Source organism: Deinococcus deserti VCD115 (assembly GCF_000020685.1).
GTDB lineage: Bacteria > Deinococcota > Deinococci > Deinococcales > Deinococcaceae > Deinococcus > Deinococcus deserti.
Genome location: NC_012526.1, coordinates 20,001 through 40,424 on the forward strand (window position 1 = coordinate 20,001; position 20,424 = coordinate 40,424).

Annotated in this window: 21 protein-coding genes and 2 tRNA genes (1 of these 23 cut by a window edge); 14 read left to right on the forward strand and 9 right to left on the reverse strand. The window is 65.6% G+C overall.

Annotated elements, in window-relative coordinates; genetic code table 11:
* The 5 genes from DEIDE_RS00095 to DEIDE_RS00115 form a co-directional block, all read right to left on the reverse strand.
* Positions 1-703, reverse strand: partial view of an ABC transporter ATP-binding protein gene (locus DEIDE_RS00095; RefSeq protein ID WP_012691938.1) — the 5' portion only. The gene continues 224 nt to the left of window position 1, outside the view; the window shows 703 of its 927 coding nt (coding positions 1-703); its start codon is at positions 701-703; the stop codon falls past the left edge of the window.
* Positions 700-1,815 (reverse strand): ABC transporter permease, encoded by a 1,116-nt coding sequence (locus tag DEIDE_RS00100; RefSeq protein ID WP_242402926.1) that lies wholly within the window; start codon positions 1,813-1,815, stop codon positions 700-702. Before DEIDE_RS00100 ends, DEIDE_RS00095 begins: the two co-directional genes overlap by 4 nt.
* A gap of 82 nt (positions 1,816-1,897) precedes the next feature.
* Complete coding sequence (locus tag DEIDE_RS00105; protein WP_012691940.1) at positions 1,898-2,803, reverse strand: glycine betaine ABC transporter substrate-binding protein; 906 nt, start codon at positions 2,801-2,803, stop codon at positions 1,898-1,900.
* Positions 2,804-3,000: 197 nt separating this feature from the next.
* A complete protein-coding gene (locus DEIDE_RS00110) occupies positions 3,001-3,348 on the reverse strand; it encodes an HU family DNA-binding protein (RefSeq protein WP_012691941.1) in 348 nt (115 codons plus the stop codon).
* A gap of 191 nt (positions 3,349-3,539) precedes the next feature.
* Complete coding sequence (locus DEIDE_RS00115; protein WP_012691942.1) at positions 3,540-4,280, reverse strand: HesA/MoeB/ThiF family protein; 741 nt, start codon at positions 4,278-4,280, stop codon at positions 3,540-3,542.
* A 77-nt stretch (positions 4,281-4,357) separates the two neighbouring features.
* Here DEIDE_RS00115 and DEIDE_RS00120 point away from each other — a divergent pair, with 77 nt between their 5' ends.
* From DEIDE_RS00120 to DEIDE_RS00140, 5 genes are read left to right on the forward strand one after another with little or no spacing between them, the layout of a single operon-like run.
* On the forward strand, positions 4,358-4,924 hold the full coding sequence (locus DEIDE_RS00120; protein ID WP_012691943.1) for a glycerol-3-phosphate acyltransferase: 567 nt from the start codon (positions 4,358-4,360) through the stop codon (positions 4,922-4,924).
* Positions 4,921-7,026, forward strand: a complete 2,106-nt coding sequence (locus DEIDE_RS00125; RefSeq protein ID WP_012691944.1) for a hypothetical protein — start codon at positions 4,921-4,923, stop codon at positions 7,024-7,026. The genes DEIDE_RS00120 and DEIDE_RS00125 overlap by 4 nt, the downstream gene beginning before the upstream one ends.
* Before the next feature lie 30 nt (positions 7,027-7,056).
* Positions 7,057-7,641 carry a UbiX family flavin prenyltransferase gene (locus tag DEIDE_RS00130; protein ID WP_012691945.1) on the forward strand — a complete coding sequence of 195 codons (585 nt, stop codon included), beginning with the start codon at positions 7,057-7,059 and terminating at the stop codon, positions 7,639-7,641.
* Positions 7,638-8,336 (forward strand): 2-C-methyl-D-erythritol 4-phosphate cytidylyltransferase, encoded by a 699-nt coding sequence (ispD, locus tag DEIDE_RS00135; RefSeq protein WP_012691946.1) that lies wholly within the window; start codon positions 7,638-7,640, stop codon positions 8,334-8,336. The genes DEIDE_RS00130 and ispD overlap by 4 nt, the downstream gene beginning before the upstream one ends.
* On the forward strand, positions 8,336-9,163 hold the full coding sequence (locus tag DEIDE_RS00140) for a 4-(cytidine 5'-diphospho)-2-C-methyl-D-erythritol kinase (protein WP_012691947.1): 828 nt from the start codon (positions 8,336-8,338) through the stop codon (positions 9,161-9,163). The genes ispD and DEIDE_RS00140 overlap by 1 nt, the downstream gene beginning before the upstream one ends.
* Positions 9,164-9,366: 203 nt before the next feature.
* Here DEIDE_RS00140 and DEIDE_RS00145 read toward each other — a convergent pair whose 3' ends face one another.
* Complete coding sequence (locus DEIDE_RS00145; protein WP_012691948.1) at positions 9,367-10,521, reverse strand: MFS transporter; 1,155 nt, start codon at positions 10,519-10,521, stop codon at positions 9,367-9,369.
* 101 nt (positions 10,522-10,622) lie between these two features.
* Between DEIDE_RS00145 and DEIDE_RS00150 the strand changes: the two genes are divergently transcribed.
* From DEIDE_RS00150 to queC, 9 genes are all read left to right on the forward strand, one after another.
* Complete coding sequence (locus DEIDE_RS00150) at positions 10,623-13,034, forward strand: penicillin acylase family protein (protein WP_012691949.1); 2,412 nt, start codon at positions 10,623-10,625, stop codon at positions 13,032-13,034.
* Between the two features lie 24 nt (positions 13,035-13,058).
* Positions 13,059-13,655 carry a hypothetical protein gene (locus DEIDE_RS00155; RefSeq protein WP_012691950.1) on the forward strand — a complete coding sequence of 199 codons (597 nt, stop codon included), beginning with the start codon at positions 13,059-13,061 and terminating at the stop codon, positions 13,653-13,655.
* Positions 13,656-13,661: 6 nt separating this feature from the next.
* Complete coding sequence (locus tag DEIDE_RS00160; protein WP_012691951.1) at positions 13,662-14,423, forward strand: metallophosphoesterase; 762 nt, start codon at positions 13,662-13,664, stop codon at positions 14,421-14,423.
* An 86-nt stretch (positions 14,424-14,509) separates the two neighbouring features.
* Positions 14,510-14,585: transfer RNA gene (locus DEIDE_RS00165), tRNA-Asp, on the forward strand.
* 19 nt (positions 14,586-14,604) lie between these two features.
* Positions 14,605-14,680, forward strand: a tRNA-Phe gene (locus DEIDE_RS00170).
* Positions 14,681-14,897: 217 nt separating this feature from the next.
* Complete coding sequence (gene queF, locus DEIDE_RS00175; RefSeq protein ID WP_012691952.1) at positions 14,898-15,365, forward strand: preQ(1) synthase; 468 nt, start codon at positions 14,898-14,900, stop codon at positions 15,363-15,365.
* A complete protein-coding gene (locus tag DEIDE_RS00180) occupies positions 15,343-15,753 on the forward strand; it encodes a 6-pyruvoyl trahydropterin synthase family protein (protein WP_012691953.1) in 411 nt (136 codons plus the stop codon). Before queF ends, DEIDE_RS00180 begins: the two co-directional genes overlap by 23 nt.
* Positions 15,750-16,442 (forward strand): 7-carboxy-7-deazaguanine synthase QueE, encoded by a 693-nt coding sequence (locus tag DEIDE_RS00185; protein WP_012691954.1) that lies wholly within the window; start codon positions 15,750-15,752, stop codon positions 16,440-16,442. Before DEIDE_RS00180 ends, DEIDE_RS00185 begins: the two co-directional genes overlap by 4 nt.
* Before the next feature lie 2 nt (positions 16,443-16,444).
* On the forward strand, positions 16,445-17,158 hold the full coding sequence (gene queC, locus DEIDE_RS00190; protein WP_012691955.1) for a 7-cyano-7-deazaguanine synthase QueC: 714 nt from the start codon (positions 16,445-16,447) through the stop codon (positions 17,156-17,158).
* 107 nt (positions 17,159-17,265) lie between these two features.
* Here the strand turns inward: queC and DEIDE_RS00195 are convergent, their stop codons facing one another.
* The 3 genes from DEIDE_RS00195 to DEIDE_RS00205 form a co-directional block, all read right to left on the reverse strand.
* Positions 17,266-18,099: an alpha/beta fold hydrolase gene (locus DEIDE_RS00195; RefSeq protein WP_012691956.1), complete on the reverse strand. Its 834-nt coding sequence runs from the start codon at positions 18,097-18,099 to the stop codon at positions 17,266-17,268.
* Between the two features lie 89 nt (positions 18,100-18,188).
* The gene (locus tag DEIDE_RS00200) at positions 18,189-18,767 is read right to left on the reverse strand and encodes a TetR/AcrR family transcriptional regulator (protein ID WP_012691957.1); all 579 of its coding nucleotides are present in this window, start codon (positions 18,765-18,767) and stop codon (positions 18,189-18,191) included.
* Between the two features lie 175 nt (positions 18,768-18,942).
* On the reverse strand, positions 18,943-20,331 hold the full coding sequence (locus tag DEIDE_RS00205; RefSeq protein ID WP_012691958.1) for an E3 binding domain-containing protein: 1,389 nt from the start codon (positions 20,329-20,331) through the stop codon (positions 18,943-18,945).
* Between the last annotated feature and the right edge of the window lie 93 nt (positions 20,332-20,424).

The window sequence follows — 20,424 nt, forward strand, 5'->3', positions numbered from 1 at the left end:
ATGCGCTCACGAAGGACGAGGCCGGGCGGTAAATCAGATCATCCGGAGTACCGAATTGTTCCAGGCGTCCTGCGTTCATCAGGGCGATCTGGTCGCCCAGCCGCAACGCTTCATCAATGTCATGCGTCACCAGGACCACGGTCTTGTGAAGGCGGCGTTGAATCTCACGGAAGGCCTGCTGCAGATGCTCGCGTGCCAGTGGGTCCAGTGCGCCGAAAGGTTCATCCATCAGCAGCACCGGTGGGTCCGCAGCAAGGGCCCGTGCCACCCCGACTCGCTGTGCCTGCCCGCCCGAGAGCTGAGCTGGGCGCTTGTGCCGGAAAGTGTCAGGATCCAGACCGACCAGGTCAAGCAGTTCGTCCACCCGGCGGGCTGTCTCCTGACGCGAACGCCCAAGCAGTTCCGGCACGGTGGCTACGTTCTGGGCCACGTTCAGGTGGGGAAACAGCCCGATCTGCTGAATGACATAGCCGATGCCCCGGCGCAGCACCTCCGGGCGCAGTTCACGCGTGTCCTGACCGCCAAGCCGCACCATTCCAGCGGTAGGCTCAATCAGGCGGTTGATCATGCGCAGGGTGGTGGTCTTCCCACAGCCCGAGGGCCCCAGCAACGCCGTGACCTGACCGGCAGGGAAGACCAGGCTCAGATCCTGAACCACCGCCTGAGCGCCGTAATGTTTTTCCAGATGCTCAAGCTCGATCATTCGTCTCCCGCCCGACCCAGCCTGCCGCTCAGCCACCTTTCGGCGGCGCGCAGCAGAGCGTCCACCAGCACTGCGAGCAGGGCTGCCGGGACCGCGCCCAGTAGAATCAGGTCAGTCGCTGCGCTTTGCAGCCCCTTGAAAATATAGGTACCCAGCCCGCCTGCCCCGATCAGCGCAGCGACCGCTGCCACACCCACCAGCATGACCGCTGCCTGCCGCACACCACTGAGCCACACAGGCAGTGCCAGCGGCAGCTCGACCCGCCAGAACGTCTGAGCTGGGGTCATGCCCATGCCCCTGGCCGCGTCCACGGTGCCGGGCGGCACCCCACGCAGCGCTTCAATGCCGTTCCGGAGGACCGGCAGCAGGGCGTAAAGCGTCATGGCCGTGAGGGCCGGAGCGACACCAATACCGGCAACGCCCACTTCCCTTAAAGCGGGAAAGGCGCGTGACAGTGCAGCAAGCGGCACAATCAGCAGACCCAGGAGGGCGAGGCTGGGGATGGTCTGAACAGCGTTTGCTATGCCCAGCGCGCCAGCGGCCACCCGTTCCCAGCGGACCGCCCAGAGTGTCAGTGGCACGCCCAGGAAAACTGCCAGTCCCAGCGCTGAGCCCACCAGCCGCAGATGCTGGCCGAATTCCTGCACCCAGCGGGGACCCTCGCTGCGGGCTTCCACGAGGACCGACCAGGTGCTCAGCTGACCGCTCAGTACCAGGAGCGCAGTTGCGGGCACCCAGGCCCAGGCCCACAGCCGGGGTACCCAGCCAGTCTGTGCCGCGCCGAAGGCGGCGATTAACGCCCCCACCATATACAGCCAGAACCCGGAGGCAGCGCTGGCCCGCGCGAACTCGGCCTGTCCGGTCAGGGCCCCGGCCGTGCGCTCGCCCAGCAGCCAGAAGGCCGCCACTATACTGCCAGCCGCGGCAGAGGCGGACAGTTCAGGAGAGCGGCGGATCAGCAGGGCCGGGAGCACGGCCAGCAGCAGCAGCACCAGCGTGATGGCCAGGGGCAGGCGCAGCAGTTCTCCAGGGGCCAGACGATTGGGCCGCAGCAGGACCCACGGCAACAGGGCACCAGACAGCAGGGGAAGGGCGCCCAGCCAGAGCACCACGCGGATATCCGCACGTGCTGATGTCCCTTCTTCCAAAGAGACGGGTTCAGAAGAAAGGGCGGTCAACGCGGCCGCCCGAAAGTCACTTGATCAGGCCTTTGCCCTTCAGATAAGCCTGTGCCACGCTCTGGGCGCTGCGCCCTTCCAGGGCGACCTGGGCGTTGAGGCCCTGCATGGTGTTTTGATTCAGGGTCGAAAACACCCGGTTAAGCAGTGTGGCGATCTGCGGATTGGCTTTCAGGGTTTCTGTGCGGATGATGACTGCGGGCTGATACACCGCCTGCGCTCCCTTTGGATCTTTCAGGGCAACCATTTTGAGCGCTGCGAGGCTGCCGTCCGTTCCATAGGCCATCGCCGCGTTCACGCCGCTGGTGCCCTGCGCGGCAGCCTGCTGTGTCTGGGGGGGCGTGGCACCTGCAAGCACGAGCTTCTGGGCACTGCTCAGCTTGAAGCCATAAGCGGCCTCGAACGCTGGCATGGTATCTGGGCGGTTGAAGAACTCTGGGCTGCCGGCAATCTTGAACTTGCCACCGGCTTTCAGATAGCGTGCCAGATCGGCCACGCTGCTCAGGCGGGCACTCTGGGCCAGTGACTGCGGCACGGCAATCACCCAGGTGTTGTTGACCTGCGCGGGTTTGAGCCAGGTGATGCCATTGCGGCTGTCCAGCTGGCGCGCCAGGCCGTAGATGGTGCCGGGGTTACCAGCCTGCTTGGGTGTGATCTTGGCCTTGGGAAACAGATAGACCGCATTGCCGGTGTACTCGGGGTACACGTCGATTTCACCGGCCAGGATGGCCTTGCGGTTGACTCCGGTATCACCCAGGCTGGTGCGGTCGGTCACTTCGATTCCGGCGTTCTTGAGGGTCAGCAGGATCATCTGACCCAGGATCTGTGCTTCGGGGTCGAGCTTGCTGCCAACCACGACAGGTTTGGCAGCGGCGCTTCCTGCCAGGGCAACGAGGGTACTGAGAATCAGAATGCGGCTCATGTGGCCTCCTTGGGGGTGCGGCCTTGGTCCTGCGCCCCCGGTGTAGTGCGCGTGTTCGAATGAAGAGTCTGGGTCCCAGCCTAGCGGCCTGAGGGCCGCACTACGGTGCGGGGGCTACACACGGCGGGGCAGCTTCCAGCAGACGATAACGAGGGCCGACCCGGTCCTGGCGTCGGCCCTCTGTAGTGCAGCGCGTTTTACAGGTTGCCTTTGAGGGTACTGGCTACCTTGAAACGGATCTTTTTTCCGGCAGGAATGGTGATCTTCTCACTAGTGCCGGGGCGTACGCCAGTGCGGGCCGCTGTCTGGGCCACGCTCAGGGTTCCCAGACCAGGCAGACCGACGTTGCGGCCCTCCCGCAGGGCGCCTACCACGCATTCGAGCATGGTGGCTACCGCGTCTCCGGCCTGCTTTTTGTTCAGGCTGGTGCGGTCGGCGACCATTTCGATCAGCTGGGTCTTGGCAATCTTGCTGCCCGCGGCAGCGGCGCGGCGGGACGTAGCAGCGGCGGGTTTCTTGGCGGCAGGCTTGGTGCTCTTGGCCATACAGGAACCTCCAGGCGATTGAATTGAGCAGGGATCGGCTCATTGGCACAGTAACACACTGTTTTTCTACGTCAATCCTGAAAACTGCGCTCTGGCACGGACTTTTGTGACGCTACCCATGCCTGGGATCTGAAATATGTCGTGGAATCGGTTGAAGGGCGGCTGGAACGCTCCACTCCTGATTCCAACACTTAAAGGAAAGATAAAGATTGGGGGGTGGCCTGCAGATTGAGTACCCGGCTGCGTCCGCTCAGGGCGTCCAGGGTCCACAGACGTCCCTGCAATGGTTCTCCTACGCCACCCAGGACTTTCAGGGCTTCCAGAGCCATCATGCTGCCTACCACATTCGGCAGTGGCCCCAGAACTCCAGCCTCGTCGCACGACAGTGCATCTGCAGCGTCAGGAAAGACGTCACGCAGGCCCAGTTCTGGCCCGAAAACGCTGACCATGCCGCTGGTGCCACTGGCCGCACCCCATACCCAGCGCTGCCCAGCACGGGTACAGACGTCTGCGATCAGATAGCGGGTCTCGAAGTTGTCGGTCGCGTCGATCACCAGGTCAGCCTCTGCAACCAGCGGGCCGATATTTCCTGCATTGACGGCCTCTGCCGTGTGCACAGTCACGTGGGGGTTGATGCACTGCACCCGCGCAGCTGCCACCTGCGCCTTGGCCCGGCCCACGTCTTCCTGGGCAAACAGCGTCTGACGGTGCAGATTGCTGAGTGCCACGGTGTCTCCGTCTGCTATCACCAGCCGGCCCACACCCGCGCCCGAGAGCTGGGCAGCCACGGGTCCACCCAGGCCGCCTGCTCCCACCAGCAGCACCGAGGCTGCGCGCACCCGCTCCTGGGCTCCAGCGTCCAGCCACTCGGGCACCAGCAGCTGACGTGAATAGCGGCGCAGCTCGGCGCGCGTCAGAGAGTCGCGGCTCATGGTACGAGTCTACGGCTTCGGCTGACCCGTCAGGAATACAGCGCCGAGTGGCAGCTCCGGCACTCTAGAATGCGGCCATGCCCGCGCTGGTGCTTGCCGTTCTTTCCTACCTGCTGGGCTCCCTGGTTATGGGCGTGCTGTATTCACGCGCACGTGGCACCGATATCCGTGAGCGCGATCTGCCGGGTGGCAGCGGGACCTACCGGCAGTACGGTCTGCAGGCCGCGCTGCTGGTCGCGGCAGGAGACATTCTGAAAGGTGTGGCCGCCGCGCTGCTGGCGCGTGCCATCGCTCCGGACGCAAGCTGGGTGGCCGCGCTGTTCGTGGTACTGGGGCACTGCTATCCAGTCTTTTTCGGCCTCCGGGGCGGCGGTGGGATCGCGCCTCTGGGCGGAGCACTGCTGGTGCTGGCTCCCCTAACGCTACTGGGGACCCTGGCCACTGCGCTGGCAGTAATTCCGCTCTACCGTGCGCTGTTGCAGCGTCGGATTAAGCTCAATGCCGTGCCGGTAGCCACAGTGGTGGCGGTACCGGTGGGGCTGATGCTCTCTACCCGCTACGGTGGGCTGCTGGATCTGCTGGCCGGGGGAGGTGCCATGGCGCTGCGTGCCCTGCACCTGCTGGCGGCCTCCCGGAGAGCATGAAGCCCTCGACCCGTGTGCTGCCGCTGGCCCTGCTGCTGCTGGGCAGTGCGTGCGCCAATGCCGTGCTTGAAGGCCGCACCCTGCGCTTCGAGAATGGACCCCGGGTCGTCTGGCAGCGGAGTTTTCCGGACTGGATGGGTACGCTGACGGCCCCGGTCGAGGCCGGTGGCGTGACCTACCTGGGGGTTGGCCCGGTGGTGTATGCCTTCTCAAACACCGGACAGATCAGCGAGCGCATTGATCTGCCGGGCATGGTGACCTCGCTGGACGCCAGCAGCGGGGGGCTGCGTGTCAGCACCGAGCAGGCCGGGGCCGTGGGGCTCTTTACCCTGAGCCGCACCAACGGGACCCTGACGGCGCTTGAGCGGGTGGTGCCGCCTCCGGATCCAAAAGTGACCGGCTGGCTGGCCTACACTGCTGACCGGATACCTGCCCAGGCGGTTGAGCCAGCCGCAGCGCAGGACCCAGGCAATCCTTTCCTGGCATTGCGCGAGGCGCGGCTGGCCAGCGCCGAGGGCGACCTGTACGGCAGCCTCAGCGCGGTGCGACGGGCCCTCAATACCACGCTGCCGTTTCCGGCGTGGGTTCAGCTTGCCGCGCGACTTGATGCCGCCGGCTTTCCCTCTGCGGCAGATCTGGCGCTGGAGCACGCTCGGCGTGACGCCGCCGAGCGTGGCTTCGATCCGGAGGTGCCGGTCAGCCGGGCGGCGCTCGGCGCTTACGGCAACCCCAGCGGGTATGTCGGCACGCTGCTTGACCAGAACCGCCTGACCCGTGCCGAGGTCTGGATGCGCTACCTGCGTGAGCTGCATCCACGGTTCGAAGGAGGGCTGGCGCTGTACGAGCGCTATGCCCGGGCCCTGGAGACCCAGGGCCGTGTCGGTGAGGCCGAGGAATGGCGTCAGTTTGCCCGCAGCCTGCGCGGCGGCACCCTGTACAACCTGGGGCTGGAGGGCACCCATACCCTGCGGGACGCAGCGCGCCTGGCAGCCCTGAGCCTGCTGCTGGCATTGACCGCCGCACTGCTGACGCTGACTGCCCGTGCCTGGCGGGCCCAGGGGGAGGACACCCGGGCGCTGGGTGGCCGCCTGCTGGGCTGGCGCCGCCCCCTGTCGCGCGCGCGGCGCCTGGCGGTGGCATATGCCAGTGCGGGCGAGCGCCTGACCCTGGTTCTGCTGGCCGCTGCCCTGTTTACGGTCCTGGGGGGCTGGCAGTGGACCAACCTGGCCAGCAGCGGTCTGAAGGCTGCGGCTGTGACCACCGGGACCTACGGAGGCAGTTGGGTCAGCACCCAGCTCAGTCGCCTGAACCTGCGGCCCGGGCCCGATACAGCGCTGCTGAGCGGACTCAATGCCCAGCTTGATGGAAATGCCACCCAGGCGCGCGAGCACTACACCCGGGCGCTGCCCGATGCCTGCGCCCGGAACAACCTGGGTGTGATCGCCCAGACCCGCGGCGATGAGGCTCAGGCCCGCGACCTGTACCGCGCCGCACTGGCAGACCGGCCTACCCTGAGCGCCGCAGCATTCAATCTTGGCCTGAGCCCCTCCTCTCCGGAGCTGGCGTTCCAGCGCACCTACCGGCCCAACCAGCCCAGGTTGTGCTATCCCGATCAGCGCAGTCTGACGCGTGCGCTGACAGGAGACCTGGGAGCCACACTGCGGGGCAACCTGCGTGAACCGGTGTCGCTGGTAACAGCGGCCCCTGGCAACAGCGTGCGTCTGGGCTGGGCCCTGCTGGGAGCCCTGATCGTCACAGGATGGTTGGCCTTCACTCTGCTACTGCCGCGTGCGGCGAACGAGGAGCGACTGGGCCGGCCAGCCGCGTACCGAATACTGGGCGTACTGCTGCCAGGATCGGCGTTGCTTCACAGTGCCTGGGGCAGCGTGCTGCTGCTGGGCTGGGCCGCCTGTATCAGCGCGCTGATGCCGCTGAGTGGCCTGATTGCCTTCCCAAATCTGGTGAACCTCTCGCTGCCTGGTGTGCGGCTGACTCTGTTGGGCGCCCTGGCGTTGACCTACCTGCTGGGCATCCTGGGGTTCGTGGCCGCTGAAATCCGCTTTGCCCGCCGCGTCCGGCTCCACGCCCAGCAGGAGGCATAAAGTCCGGGCCAAGGCTGCTAGCCTGCAGGCATGAGGCTGGTGGTGGGTATTTCGGGCGGCAGCGGGATTCCCTACGCGCATGGAGTTCTTCAGGTCCTGAAGGACCTGAATGTGGAGACGCATCTGGTCGTGAGCAGCGGAGCCAAGCGGGTCATGACAGCTGAAGAGTCCGGGCCGCAGCTGCCGGACCTGACGGCGCTGGCGTCGCAGGTTCACGAGGACCGGGACCTGGCCGCCAGCGTGGCCAGCGGGTCCTACCGCACCGACGGCATGTTGATCATTCCCTGCAGCGCCGGCACGCTGGCCAAAGTCGCGCATGGACTGGCCGACAACCTGCTGTCGCGCGCCGCGCATGTGACCCTCAAGGAGCGCCGCCCCCTGGTGCTGGTCATCCGCGAGGACCCGTTGCCCCGGCCCATGCTGCTCAACCTGCTGGCTGTCCATGATGCGGGTGCCAGGGTCATGACTGCCAGTCCAGGCTTCTATCACGCCCCGGACACCGTGGCTCAACTGCTGCACTTTGTCACTGCGCGCGTGCTGGATCAGTTCGGACTGGACGTGCCGGGGTTCCGCCGCTGGAAGGAACCCGGCAGCACCCCGGAGGCAGAGCAGTGAGCGGCCCGTGTCTGCTGGCTGGACGGAGCGCGGCCCTGGTTCCGGCCGCGGGGTCCGGTACGCGTCTGGGCCGGGGCCCCAAAGCCTTTGTGGAGGTGGCCGGGCAGACCCTGCTTGCGCGCAGTGTGGCGGCGCTGGCCCCCCACGTGGACGAGGTTCTGGTGGCGTTGCCGGTGGGCACCGAGCTTCCCCCGGGTATTCCGGCGCGGGCTATCGTGGGCGGTGAAACCCGGCAGGAGAGTGTCCGGCGCCTGCTGCATGCCACAGCAGCCGAGCGGGTCCTGGTTCACGACGCGGCGCGGCCCTTTCTGCCGGAGGGCGTGATTCACGCCCTGCTTGAAGCGGTCCTGGATACCGGAGCCGCGACCGCTGCCCTTCCGGTCGCCGACACCCTGGTGCGCGCGGGCACAGGCGAGCAGGCGGGAGATACCGGCTGCTGGGGTGAGCTGGTCAGCCGTGAGAATCTCTGGGGGGTGCAGACGCCTCAGGCGTTCCTGCGCGAGGTGCTGCTCGAAGCGCACGCGCAGGCCCGTTCGCAGGGCCATACCGCCACGGACGACGCCGGACTGGTCGCGCGGCTGGGCGGCCGGGTGCGGCTGGTGCCCGGAGACGCGCGGCTGTTCAAGGTCACCACCCCCGGGGACCTGGCGCTGGCAGAGGCGCTGGCCCGGGTATGGGACGGAGCCGGTTGCTGATGCAGGTCTTTGCCCCGGCCAAGATCAACCTTGGGCTCAGTGTGCTGGGGGTGCGCAGCGACGGTTACCATGACCTGCACTCGCTGATGGTCCCGCTGGCCACCGGCGACGAACTGGAGCTTGAACCGGCCAGCGAACTGTCTCTGCGGGTCCTGGGCGCAGACCTGCCGTGCGACAGCCGCAACCTTGTCTACCGCGCTGCGCATGCCTATCTGGACGCCGCCGGCATGGCGCGTGGCGCCGCCATCACGCTGCATAAGCAGCTGCCGCTGGCCTCCGGGCTGGGGGGAGGAAGCAGCGACGCCGCCAGTACCCTGCGGGCGCTTCATGAAATGTACCCGGCTGATGTGGACCTCCCGGGTCTGGCTCTGAGGCTCGGTGCGGACGTCCCCTTTTTTCTATTGGGCAGTGCGGCCATCGCTGAGGGTGTGGGAGAACGCCTGAGCCCTGTGCAGACTGGACCCCTTTCACTAGTGCTGCTCAACCCTGGTGTGGAGGTCAGCGCCCGGGAAGCGTACCTCTGGCTGGACGAGACGGGGGCATTTACTTCTGAACTGGACGTGCAGGCCATTGTTCAGGGATTAGCCGCCGGCTCGGAGGAAGTGCCGTACTTCAACGCCTTACAGCCTGCGGTGGTCGCCCGTCATCCTCTGATTCAGGTCGCCCTGGATGCCCTGAGGGATGCTGGCCTGCACGCGCCTCTGATGAGCGGATCCGGCAGCACCTGTTTCGCCCTGGCGCAGGACGCCATGCACGCAGACCGGGCCGCGCAGGTCCTGGCGGCGCGGTATCCGGACTGGTGGATTCAGGCGACCTCCACCCAATAGGGCGTGAATTTTCCTGTCCAGAACGATTTGAAAGCCGGTTCCCGGGCTGGCTCCATGATCCTCCTGGGCGGCGTGCGTAGAGCAGTCCGGTTGATGTCTGTCACTTCAGTGTTTCGGTGAGTGCTGGGCTTCAGGCTGCCTCTGATTCTCCTGGGGACCACAAGTGGGGCTGGCGCAGGTGGAGACCAGAAGTTTTTGCCGATTCAGGTCGGCTGAGCTACCTGTCGTTCCCGGCGTATCAGGTCATAGGCCAGGGCCACCAGGAAGGCGAGCGCTCCCAGCCCGAACACCCCGGCCTGCCCGGCGGCCTGCCATGCAGCGCCGCCCAGCACCGGTCCGATGGCGTACCCCAGTGCTTCGACCGCCATGACCGTGCCCCAGGCAGCAGCGCGGTTTCCCTCCGGGAGAGTGCGGGCCACCAGCCCGTTCCAGCCGGTCACAAAGGCTCCATACCCAGCACCCAGCAGTACAGCCAGCGGCCACAGGTGGCGCTGCACATCGGGCAGGGCCGCCAGCCCGAAAGTGGCGGCCAGCAGCAGCAGTCCCGGCAGCAGAGCCCGCCGTGGATGCTCCCGGTCTGCCAGCCGCCCGGCGCCCCACAGGCTCAGCCCGAAAATGGCCAGCGCCAGGGCACCCGGCCCCAGCAGTTGCTGCAGGCTGAGATTCAGCTGGTCAAGCAGCGGGTACAGGATGGTTATGAGCAGCCCCGGGGCCAGCGTCTGCACGAACGCCGCCGGGAGCAGCGCGGCAACCCGGCTCCAGCCCTTCCATACGTTACCGGCCAGCTCTGCCTGCCGGGGCAGGCGTAGGGGCAGCAGACTCAGGGCCAGCACGACCGCTGCTCCCTGAGCCGCGATCAGCAGGGTCCAGCCCAGGTCAGCACGGGCCTTCATCAGTGGGCCCACGCCCAGGGCACCAAGCAGAATGGCTGGTGCCACCACCAGATTGCTGACAGCCAGAGCCCGTGCTGTACGTCCAGGGTTTGCCAGCGCCTGCGAGGCACTCATCACGCCGGGCCACACGGCGGCGTAGGTAACGCCCCAGGCGGCGCAGGCCAGCACGCCCCAGACCGGGTGCGGCAGCATCCGCGTGCCTGCGATGGCCACCACTCCCAGCAGTGTGCCCAGCAGCAGGATCCGGCCCAGTCCCCAGCGTTCGGTCAGCAGGCCAGAAGGGCCTTTGCTCAGGGCGTCGCCCAGGTAATGGGCGCTGGTCAGCAGCCCGATGGCGGCGGTGCCCAGCCCCAGTGCAGGCCCGCCGACCGGCAGCGCCGACACAAAAAAGCCAGTGCGCACCAGTTCGCACAGCATCAGCAGCGTCAGAAGCCGCAGCATGGTCAGTGGCCGCACCCAGAGCATTCAACCTTCAGTGTAAGGGGCTGTGCCCTGATCAGGTGGCGCAGCGCATGCGTTCAGAGGCCGCTATGCTGCGCCCAATCTTCAATCGGGAGGCTTGGAATATGGTGCTGCGGCGCAGATCGGTGTGGTGGAGGCTTTGGCATGCATCTGCCCTGGTGGTCCTGCTGCTGGCCCTGGTGCTGGGTGCGGCAGCATGGTGGGTGCATGCAGGAGCGGCGCCACGGGTAGGTGGGGAACTCAGGCTTTCCGGGCTTCAGGGTCCGGTAACGGTCACCCGCGACGAATGGGGTGTGCCGCACATCCGTGCCCGCGCCAGTGACGAGGACGCGGTCTATGCCCTGGGTTTCGTGCACTGGCAGGACCGCTCCTGGCAGATGGATTTTCAGCGCCGGGTGGTGCAGGGCCGCCTGTCTGAAGTCCTGGGTGCCGCGGCCCTGCCGCAGGACCGGTTTTTGCGTACCTGGGGATTTCAGCGCGCCGCTCTCTCGGCGTTGCCGGCCCTTTCGGAACGCAGCCGCGGGCTGATCCGGGCTTACACGGCGGGCGTAAACGCTGCGATGAAGCAGGGGAAGGTTGCCCTGGAATTCCGCATCCTGCGCTACAGCCCGGAACCCTGGACCGAGGTGGACAGCCTGTCGTGGAGCAAGCTGATGGCCTATGACCTGGGCGGCAACCAGGCTGATGAGGTGCTGGGAACCCGGGTGGTCAGCAAGCTGGGTAGACGCGGTCTGAACGAGGTAACCGCTCCGTACCCGGCAGGAGCCCCCACAGTCCTGAGTGCTGATGAACTGGGTGCGGTGCACCCAACCCCGCCCGCGCCGGTAAACACCGGACCCGAGCACGCCAGCCGCCCGAAGACTGGGCTGCCACCTGCGACTGTGCAGGCCTTGCAGGCACACCTGAACGCGGCGCGGGAACTGGGCCTGCAGGCCGTGCCCGGCAAGGGCAGCAACAACTGGGTTCTGGCCGGCAGCCGCACCGCGAGCGGCAGGCCGATCCTGGCGGATGATCCGCATCTGGCGCTGACCAGCCCCATGCTGTGGTACCTCGCTGACCTGCAGGGACCCACCTTGAGAGCCATCGGTGCCAGCATTCCGGGGCTGCCCAGCATTGTGATCGGGCGCAATGACCGGGTCGCCTGGGGCGTGACCAACGTGAACCCGGACGTGCAGGATCTGTACATTGAGCCGGAAGGGGCACGCCTGAGTGCCCGTACCGAAGTCATCCGGGTCAAGGGCCAGCCGGACGTGCACCTCAGGGTGCGCGAAAGCAGGCACGGACCTATCGTCAGTGACGTAGGTGCCGGCGAAGTCGGGCCTCGTGTGGCGTTGAAATGGACAGCGCTGCAGCCCGGCGACACCACCCTGGACGCGTTCCTGGGTCTCAACTATGCGCGCAACTGGCAGGATTTCACACGGGCACTGGAAAAATACGTGGCCCCGACTCAGAGCTTTGTCTATGCCGATGTAGACGGCAATACTGGCTACTACGCCCCTGGACGCATTCCGGTCCGAAAGGGCTGGGACGGCAGCCTGCCGGTGTCTGGCGACGGCCGCCGCGAATGGCAGGGTTACATTCCGCATGCCCGGCTGCCACACACCTATAACCCTGCCGATGGGCTGATCGTCAGTGCCAACAATCAAGTGGTGCCGGCCGCCTATGCTTTTTCCCTGGGGAACCCACGGAACTGGGCCGAACCCTACCGGGCGCAGCGCATCACCGAACTGCTCTCCGTGCGTCCAGGTGGCCTGACGCTTGCCGACGTGCAGCGGGTACAGCTTGACACCGTCAGCCCGGTGTGGAGTGATTTCCGCTCTGTGCTGCTGAAGACCGTGCCCGGCAGTGACCTGTCTCGCCGGGCCCTGGCCCTGCTTCGTGGCTGGGACGGTAACGAGACGGTAGACAGCGTTCAGGCCACTCTTTTTGAAGCCTGGCTGATGCAGCTGCACGGTCTGGCAGAGGATGAGCTGGAAACCCAGACCCAGATGAACAGTCTCAGCGTCCTGAATCAGCTGCGCCGGAATGGTGCCCTGTGCGCGGTGAATGGTCAGGGAACCTGTGCCGAGGCCCTGTCGGGCAGCCTGGAAGCGGCGGTGGCAGATCTGCGGTCCCGACTTGGTCCGGAGCCTCAGGACTGGACCTATGGCCGGCTGCACCGGGTCGCCAGTGACCACCGTGCTTTCGGAAAGGTCAAGGCGCTGGCCTGGCTGTTCAACCACTCGGCTCCTACACCAGGAGGTACGAACACGGTCAATGTCGCCCGGCCTCAGCGCGGCTCCTATGCCCAGACCCACGGGGCGAGCTACCGGCAGGTGATTGACCTGAGTGACATGAACCGCAGCGTGTATATCGGGAGCCTTGGCCAGGACGGCCATCCGCTCGGCCGTCACGCCGACGACCAGCAGGGCCGCTGGATCGCGGGAGAGTACCTGCCCATGAGTACAGACCCTATGGACTGGGGCCGGACCCGGACCCTGCAGCTGACGCCTGATCCGCCAGCACGGACCAGATGAAAGAGCCGCGCTACACTCTCTGGTATGGCAGAACTCGACCGCGTCCGCGAGGCCCTGCGCGCCAGCATGACCGCCTGGGCGACCCTGGAGGTCCGGGGCGATCAGGCGCGCGTGATTCCGGCCCCCGACCCCGACCAGCTTGCCGCGCATCTGAGCAGTGCAGATCCGGCCTGGACCCTGACCTGGGCCTGCGACAGTGCCCAGCCGCCCGTGGTGCGTGTTCGCCTGACCCTGGCCGGCGTCACCCGTGAAGGCCTGGCAACAGCCCATACCCTGACCGACGCCAAGCTGGCTGCGCTGGCCGATGTTTCCCGGGCCTACGGCGTACCGGCGGGGGAGACCGCCTGGGTGGAGTTCGACCCTGACGAGGGTGCCAACACCACCGATCTGGATGCCGAGGCCCCCCTGCCCTCCGTGCCGCGTACGGTCACGCTGCCACCGGAGCCGCCCCGTGATCCGCAGATGGAAAAGGCCCGCCGTCACATCGAGGATCTTCTGGAGCAGCTCAAGGTGGCCGGCAGGGGAGGTGACGCTGCCCGCGTCCTGATGCGCGGATACGGCGAGACGCTCGACGAGAGCCGCGCGATCTACAAAGAACTTCAGGCGCTTCTCAAGAGCTAGGTGAACATGCACAAATTCATTGCCATCGGTGACGTGCATGCGGACTTCGACACCATGTGGTCAGCCCTGCGCGCCGCAAGCTGCGCCGATGCCCAGGGACGGCCGACGCTCCCGGTGCTTACTGGCCTGTATCAGGTTGTCCTGATCGGGGATCTGGTTCATCCCAAGAATGAGCGTGAGTACGGCCGCCTGGCAGGGGTCACGCGTTTTGAGGTCGACAACCCCGACCACCTGTATTACGCCGCCACCGCCCAGATACGCGCTCTGGAGGCGCTCAAGGCCTACCAGGAAGCGGCTCCGCATGCTGTTCACATCATTCTGGGCAATCACGATGATGTGGTGATCAATCCACAGTACGTCCTGGGGACAAGCGGCGGCTTGCGTCATCTGGAATTCGATCCCGAGCACGGTGGCCTGGCGCTGCCCGCACATCTGCGTGCCTGGATGCGGAACTTCCCCCGTGAACTGCGCGTGGCCAGTGTGCAGTTCGCCCATGCCAGCCCGCTACCGGCCCACTTGTACTACGACGATCTGTTCTACGCCGATCATGGACCCAAGCGCTGGTTCCATGAGTCGCCGGAGTATGTCGACATGGCCGGGCTGAGTTTTGGGATCTACGGTCATACCCAGATCGAGGGCGGCATTCTGCTGAACGAGACTCACCGCTTCGCCATGATCGATGCTCTGAATAGTCGTGAGTACCTTGAACTGATGCTGGACGCCCAACAGGCCACCCCAGTTCAGGGCGTGCGCGCGGTTCCGTTCTGAAGACTCCTGGTTCGAATGCACCGTGGTTGACAATGCGAAGAGGCGCCGCTATCCTTAACCCCGCTGCTTTTTGCGGCGTACCAGATGGTCCGGTAGTGTAGCGGTTAGCATAACTGCCTGTCACGCAGTAGGTCGCGGGTTCAAATCCCGTCCGGACCGCCAAAGTCCCCTCCGGGGGCATGGCTAGGTAGCTCAGCTGGTAGAGCAAACGACTGAAAATCGTTGGGTCGCCGGTTCAAGTCCGGCCCTGGCCACCAAGAAGATCCCGCCCTGTGCGGGATTTTTTATTGAGCGCGTATGGGAGAGAAAGCAGCCTCTTCTGACGTTTCTGACCAGTGCGGCACAAGCAGCGTCCTGCCGCTGACGACCACGGGTCCACGTCACTGAAACCGCGCGCCTGACCCTTTTTACTGGGGTGTTCTGTGCCGGTTGCCCAGCTGCGTCAAGCGGTGCCCGACTTTTAAGGAGGACCATATGACAACGACCCCCCCGTGCCAGCCGGGTTTTGACCGGCGCTACGACGTGCAAGGCCTCGACGCCATCGACGTGGCGGTGCTCGACACCTTTGCTTACGTCCGTCAGGACGATCCGGCCGCCTACCCTGGCGAACCGATGGACATCGAGATCATCACCGACGAGTTCAGCCCGGTGTGCCCCTGGAGCGGCCTGCCGGACTTTGGCCGGCTGGAGATCCGCTACCAGCCACGCGAAAAATGCGTGGAACTCAAGAGCCTGAAGTACTACCTGACCAGCTACCGCTTCGTGGGGATCTATCACGAGCATGCCACCCGGCGGCTGCTGGCGGACCTGACGCAGCTGCTTGATCCGCTGTCGATGACCATCCGCTGTGATTACGGCATGCGTGGTGGCCTCAATACCGTTTGCACCGTCCGCTACGTCGCGCCCGAAAGGAGAGAGGATGCCCTGGACCCTCAGGACTGAGTTCACCTTTGATTCCGCCCATGTGATCGCCGGGTATGACGGTCCGTGCGGGCGGCTGCACGGTCATACCTACCGCGTACGTATGGAACTGACCTCCTCCCGGTTGCGGCCCAGTGCCCATGTCCGGCGCAACATCATGGTGGCGGACTTCCGCACCCTGAAATGGGCGAAGAAGGACGTGACCGGGGGCGGGCTGGATCATACCTACCTGAATGACGTGCCTGAGCTGGGGGATGACACCACGGCGGAAGTGATTGCCGCGTATATCCACCGCAAGACCATGGAGCGCGTGCGTGCGGATCTGGAGCCGGGAGACGATGGTGCCGACCTGAAACTGAAGGTGACCCTCTGGGAGACCCCGGACTCCTCGTGCGAGTACTGGGAATGAAATACCCCGTCTTCGAACGCTTCTACACCTGGCAGGGTGAGGGCGTTCACCTGGGCCGCGCCGCGTATTTCGTGCGGCTGTACGGGTGCCCGCAGGAATGCCCGTGGTGTGACAGCGCCGGAACCTGGCACAAGGACTACCGCCCGGCCGGGGTGCAGCTGATGACCCCTGAGGCCATTGCGGCCTGTGTGGCCCAGGAGAGCCCCGAGGGAGCGGTGGTGGTCATAACTGGCGGTGAACCCATCCTCTTTGACCTGACTCCGCTTGTCGAGGCGCTGCATGGCCTGGGCCGGCGTGTTCACCTGGAGACCAGCGGGATCGCGCCGCTCAGGGGAGCGATCGACTGGGTAACGCTTTCACCCAAACCATTTGGGACCCTGCCGCTGCCTTCGGTGGTCCAGCAGGCCCATGAGGTGAAGATCATCGTTCACGACACCAGCGATATCCGGGACGGACTGGCAACGCTGGACGGCCTGAAGGACGACGCGGTGATCTGGCTGCACCCGGAGTGGAGCAAGGCGCGCGAGCGGGACGCGGCGGTGCTCAATGCCATTACCGAGGCCGTGAAGGCCAACCCCCGCCTGCGGGCGGGCTATCAGATGCATAAGCTGTACCGCGCCGACGATCTGGACGCAGGCAGTGACAAACGGCCCATTCCGCTGGGCGGAAATCCGCAACTGGGGTACTGAACATGACGACACAGCAAAAACGCGCCGTGGTTCTTCTTTCCGGTGGGCTCGATTCCAGCACGGTGCTGGGGATCGCCACGCGGCGTGACGGGTACACCTGCGCCGCACTGTCTTTCCGTTACGGTCAGCGGCACACCGTCGAACTGGACCGGGCCGCGCAGATTGCCCGGCATTTCGGGGCCGAGCACCGCATCATCGATATCAACCTCGGCAGCTTCGGGGGAAGTGCGCTGACGGACGAGACCATCACGGTTCCCACGGACGGCGCCGACGACGGGGTCATTCCGCCGACCTACGTGCCGGGACGCAACACCGTGTTTATCGCCATCGGCCTGAGCCTGGCCGAGGCGATAGGCGCCGAGCGGATCTATCTGGGCATCAACGCCGTGGATTACAGCGGTTACCCCGACTGCCGCCCCGAGTATCTGGAGGCCTACCAGCACCTTGCGAATCTGGCCACCAAGGCCGGACTGGAAGGACACGGGGCTGCCCTGGTGGCGCCGCTGCTGCATATGACCAAGGTCGATATCGTGAACGCGGCACTGGAACTCGGTGTGCCGGTCGACGTGACCTGGAGCTGCTACCAGGGCGGAACAGAGCCGTGCGGCGTGTGCGATTCCTGCCGAATCCGCGACCGGGCGCTGACCGAGGCAGGTCACCCTGAGCTGGCCAGCCGGCCGGCCCAGCTGGCCGCGGATTCCGGGCTCACGTCCTGACTCTGGATGTAAAGCGTCCCTGCATTTGGCAGGGACGCTTTACTCTGGCGCTGAGATTTCGGCAGGAGATGCAGCCTGAGGCAGACAGCCGGGTGCCCGCTCCTGGATTATTTGCGCAGAAAGTTCAGCAGCGCCTGGTTCACTTCTTCAGCGAAGGGCCACAGGATGTTGTGTGGCCCTTCGGGGATGACAACCAGCTCACTGCCCGCAATCAGGTCGGGCAGGCGCTTTGCGGTCGCGTCGAACGGCAGGATGCGGTCGGCGTCGCCGTGAATGATCAGGGTGGGAATATTGATTCGTGCGACGTCCTCGCGGAAGTCGGTCAGCCAGGTATCCACGCATGCGAGCGTGGCGCGGCCGGAAGCGCGGGCGGCAACGTTCCAGTTCATGCGCAGCACTTCCTCGCTGAGGCGGGTGCCGAGGTGGACGTCGGTGTTGTAGAAATTCTCGAAGAATGAGGTCAGAAACTTCGGACGATCCTGGCGGATGGCGTCCTTGATGCCGTCAAACACTTCCTGCGGAACGCCGTCCGGGTTGTCTGCGGTCTTGAGCAGGAAAGGTGGAATTGGTCCGATCAGCACCGCCTTGCTGACCCGCTCCGTGCCGTACTGCGCCACATAGCGCGTCACCTCGCCGCTGCCCATCGAGAACCCCACCAGCACCACGTCGCGTACGTCGAGATGCCGCAAGAGGGCGTCGAGGTCCGCCGTGAAGGTGTCATAGTCGTAGCCGCTGCTGGGTTTGCTGGAGGCTCCGAAGCCGCGGCGGTCGTAGGTGATGACCCGGTAACCACTGTCCAGCAGGGCTGCCTCCTGCCGCTCCCAGGAGTGGCCGTTAAGCGGAAAGCCATGAATCAGGACCACCGGCTGGCCGCTGCCGTGGTCCTCGAAATACAGTTCGATGTTCTGCCCGTTTTCCTGTCCGACCGTAACGTATGACATGGGATGCTCCTGAAACGAGAGGCAAAGCCACCGGGCCGGTCCCGTGAGGCTGCTTTCAGCTACCTGTGGGTAGGTCAAGCCAAATGAATTCAGGCGGCGCGCAGCGCGTCCACCGAGCGGCGTGCGATGTCGTGGAAACGCCGGAGGTCCGAGTGGGAGCGGGCCAGCAGCATGGCACCTTCCAGGGCGGCAAGAAGCGCCTCGGCCGCCTGCTGCGGGGTGCCGTTCAGGTGCAGTTCACCGGTCGACTGCCCCAAAGCCATCACCTGGGTCAGCCAGCTTTCGTTGAGATCGAAAAAAGCTCCGACTTCCTGCTGCATGCTGACCGGCAGGGTGTTGTATTCCCCCGCCAGTACGGTGCACAGGCAGATCCGGCCGTCCTCGTGCACGACGGTCTGGTAGGCCTGAAGATACTGCTCGAGCTGTTCGGCTGGCGAAGCCACGTTCTGGCTGATGTGATTGAGCTGCATTTCCAGACGCTGACGGTAGTGCCGGGCGAGCGCGGTCCCCAGATCATTCTTGCTGGGAAAGTAGTAATGAATGCTGGCGTTGCGGATGCCCAGCTGACGGCTGATATCCCCGTAACTGACAGCATTGAATCCCCGCTCCTGAACAAGATTCTGAGCTAGGGCCAGAATCTGATTGACGGTCTCTGCCTTGTCTGGCATGGCTCAGATTGTCTACCTACATGTAGGTTAAAGTCAAGCACGCCCGGCAGCGCCGAGGTTTATCTGTGTTTAACCTTTCAGACCTGCATGCTGCACGGCGCTGTCCTGGCCTTCAGCCATGGCTGGCGTAAAAAAGCGCCTGCCCCCACCAGGGCAGGCGCTCTGAAAAGGGGCTTTACAGCACCAGAACGATAGGCCGTTCCAGTGTGCCCGCCAGGTCGGCCAGGAACTGCGCGGCCTGGGCCGTATCCACGTTGCCGTTGAGGCTCAGGGCGGCGCGGCCGTCCTGTACACGTCCGATGCTGAGCGTCAGGGTGTGCGGGAAGTGCAGATCGTCCAGGTCACGCGCTCCGGCGTCCACGATCAGCAGATCCGGGGTGCCGGTGTGGTCGGTGTCCAGGCCCTGCAGAGCGTCGCGCAGGTGTCCACTGTTGACGCTGCGGGTCCGCTGGCCGTCGTGCAGGGCCACGCTGCCCAGGCCCAGGAGGCTGGAGTGACGCTGAGCTGCGCGGGCGACCAGCAGCGCGAGCGGCACGTCCTGACCCAGTGCGTCGCTAAGCTGCGCACGCAAGTCGGTGACGGCGCCCAGGCTGGCGTCACGGCGCAGATACACTCCGAACCACGTGGCGTCCTGGACGGGCTGGACTGCGGCCGGCGCAGGAGCGGCGGGCTGAACAACAGAAGGAACTACCGGCTCAGGCTGCGGCGCAACCGGCTCCTGGGCAGGGGAGAGTGCGGGGGCAGCAGGAGCAGCGGCCTGAACCTCGGCAGCTGCGGCGGGTGTTTCCTCGACTGGTGCGTCTGCCACAGGAACGGTTGCGGCTGGCGTGTGCACAGCCGGGACTGGCTCCACGGTGGGCGTGTCCTGGACGGCCGGCGCCTGTACGGTCGGCGTTGGCGCCATGACCGGTGCGGCGGGCTGCACCGGAGCTGGAGTTTCTGTCGTGGCGGCAGACGCTGCGCTGGCGCCGGGCTGCGCCGGGGTTTCGGCCGCCGGGCTGGTTTTGTACAGACGCGACAGCAGGCTGCCCAGGCCCGCAGCGGCCCCACCGGACGCGGGAGGCGTGGAAACGGGTGGAGCACTGGCTGGCGTCGGTGCGGCCACGGGGGCACTTGCGGCCACGGGTTGGGCCGGCTGGCTGATGGCGATGGGGGCAGGAACAGGATCAGCCACTACAGGAGCGGGAGTTTCCTCTTCATCGAGCTCGAATTCCATTTCCTCGTCATCTGCATTCACGGTTTCGGCCGGGGCCACCGGAGCTGCAACATCAGCGCCAGGGCGGGTCTGTTCGACAAACGCGGCGATATCGCTGTCCACGCCGGCCTTGCTCAGCATGTCAGCGCTGAACATGCCCCCACCGGGAATGTCCTGACCATTCCAGTCAGGCGGAGGAGCGTCCACCGGGGTGGGCGGCGGCTCTTCCTCGCCGGTCATGATGCGCGCCAGGTGAGTGAGGATGTCCTGCTCGACAATCTGGCCACCTTCGCCGCTGCCCTGCAGGTGCTGCCAGTCGATCCCGTTCGCTTCCGCCAGAATCTTGGCGAGCGGAGCAATGCGTTCCATTCAGTTCCCCCTTTGCGCGCCCATTGTAATAGAGGCCGCAGTGATCATCACGCGGTCTGTCTGGGCTGTTAAAGCAGATGATCTCATGCTTGC

Bases quoted from the DNA above. Each gene is read 5' to 3' on its own strand.
- DEIDE_RS00185 (WP_012691954.1), top strand. From the start codon at position 15,750: ATGAAATACCCCGTCTTCGAACGCTTCTACACCTGGCAGGGTGAGGGC.
- DEIDE_RS00180 (WP_012691953.1), top strand. From the start codon at position 15,343: ATGCCCTGGACCCTCAGGACTGAGTTCACCTTTGATTCCGCCCATGTG.
- DEIDE_RS00110 (WP_012691941.1), bottom strand. From the start codon at position 3,348: ATGGCCAAGAGCACCAAGCCTGCCGCCAAGAAACCCGCCGCTGCTACG.
- DEIDE_RS00195 (WP_012691956.1), bottom strand. From the start codon at position 18,099: ATGTCATACGTTACGGTCGGACAGGAAAACGGGCAGAACATCGAACTG.
- DEIDE_RS00115 (WP_012691942.1), bottom strand. From the start codon at position 4,280: ATGAGCCGCGACTCTCTGACGCGCGCCGAGCTGCGCCGCTATTCACGT.
- DEIDE_RS00155 (WP_012691950.1), top strand. From the start codon at position 13,059: ATGGCAGAACTCGACCGCGTCCGCGAGGCCCTGCGCGCCAGCATGACC.
- DEIDE_RS00130 (WP_012691945.1), top strand. From the start codon at position 7,057: ATGAGGCTGGTGGTGGGTATTTCGGGCGGCAGCGGGATTCCCTACGCG.
- DEIDE_RS00140 (WP_012691947.1), top strand. From the start codon at position 8,336: ATGCAGGTCTTTGCCCCGGCCAAGATCAACCTTGGGCTCAGTGTGCTG.
- DEIDE_RS00150 (WP_012691949.1), top strand. From the start codon at position 10,623: ATGGTGCTGCGGCGCAGATCGGTGTGGTGGAGGCTTTGGCATGCATCT.
- DEIDE_RS00125 (WP_012691944.1), top strand. From the start codon at position 4,921: ATGAAGCCCTCGACCCGTGTGCTGCCGCTGGCCCTGCTGCTGCTGGGC.
- DEIDE_RS00105 (WP_012691940.1), bottom strand. From the start codon at position 2,803: ATGAGCCGCATTCTGATTCTCAGTACCCTCGTTGCCCTGGCAGGAAGC.
- DEIDE_RS00120 (WP_012691943.1), top strand. From the start codon at position 4,358: ATGCCCGCGCTGGTGCTTGCCGTTCTTTCCTACCTGCTGGGCTCCCTG.
- DEIDE_RS00160 (WP_012691951.1), top strand. From the start codon at position 13,662: ATGCACAAATTCATTGCCATCGGTGACGTGCATGCGGACTTCGACACC.
- DEIDE_RS00145 (WP_012691948.1), bottom strand. From the start codon at position 10,521: ATGCTCTGGGTGCGGCCACTGACCATGCTGCGGCTTCTGACGCTGCTG.
- queF (WP_012691952.1), top strand. From the start codon at position 14,898: ATGACAACGACCCCCCCGTGCCAGCCGGGTTTTGACCGGCGCTACGAC.
- DEIDE_RS00205 (WP_012691958.1), bottom strand. From the start codon at position 20,331: ATGGAACGCATTGCTCCGCTCGCCAAGATTCTGGCGGAAGCGAACGGG.
- DEIDE_RS00200 (WP_012691957.1), bottom strand. From the start codon at position 18,767: ATGCCAGACAAGGCAGAGACCGTCAATCAGATTCTGGCCCTAGCTCAG.
- queC (WP_012691955.1), top strand. From the start codon at position 16,445: ATGACGACACAGCAAAAACGCGCCGTGGTTCTTCTTTCCGGTGGGCTC.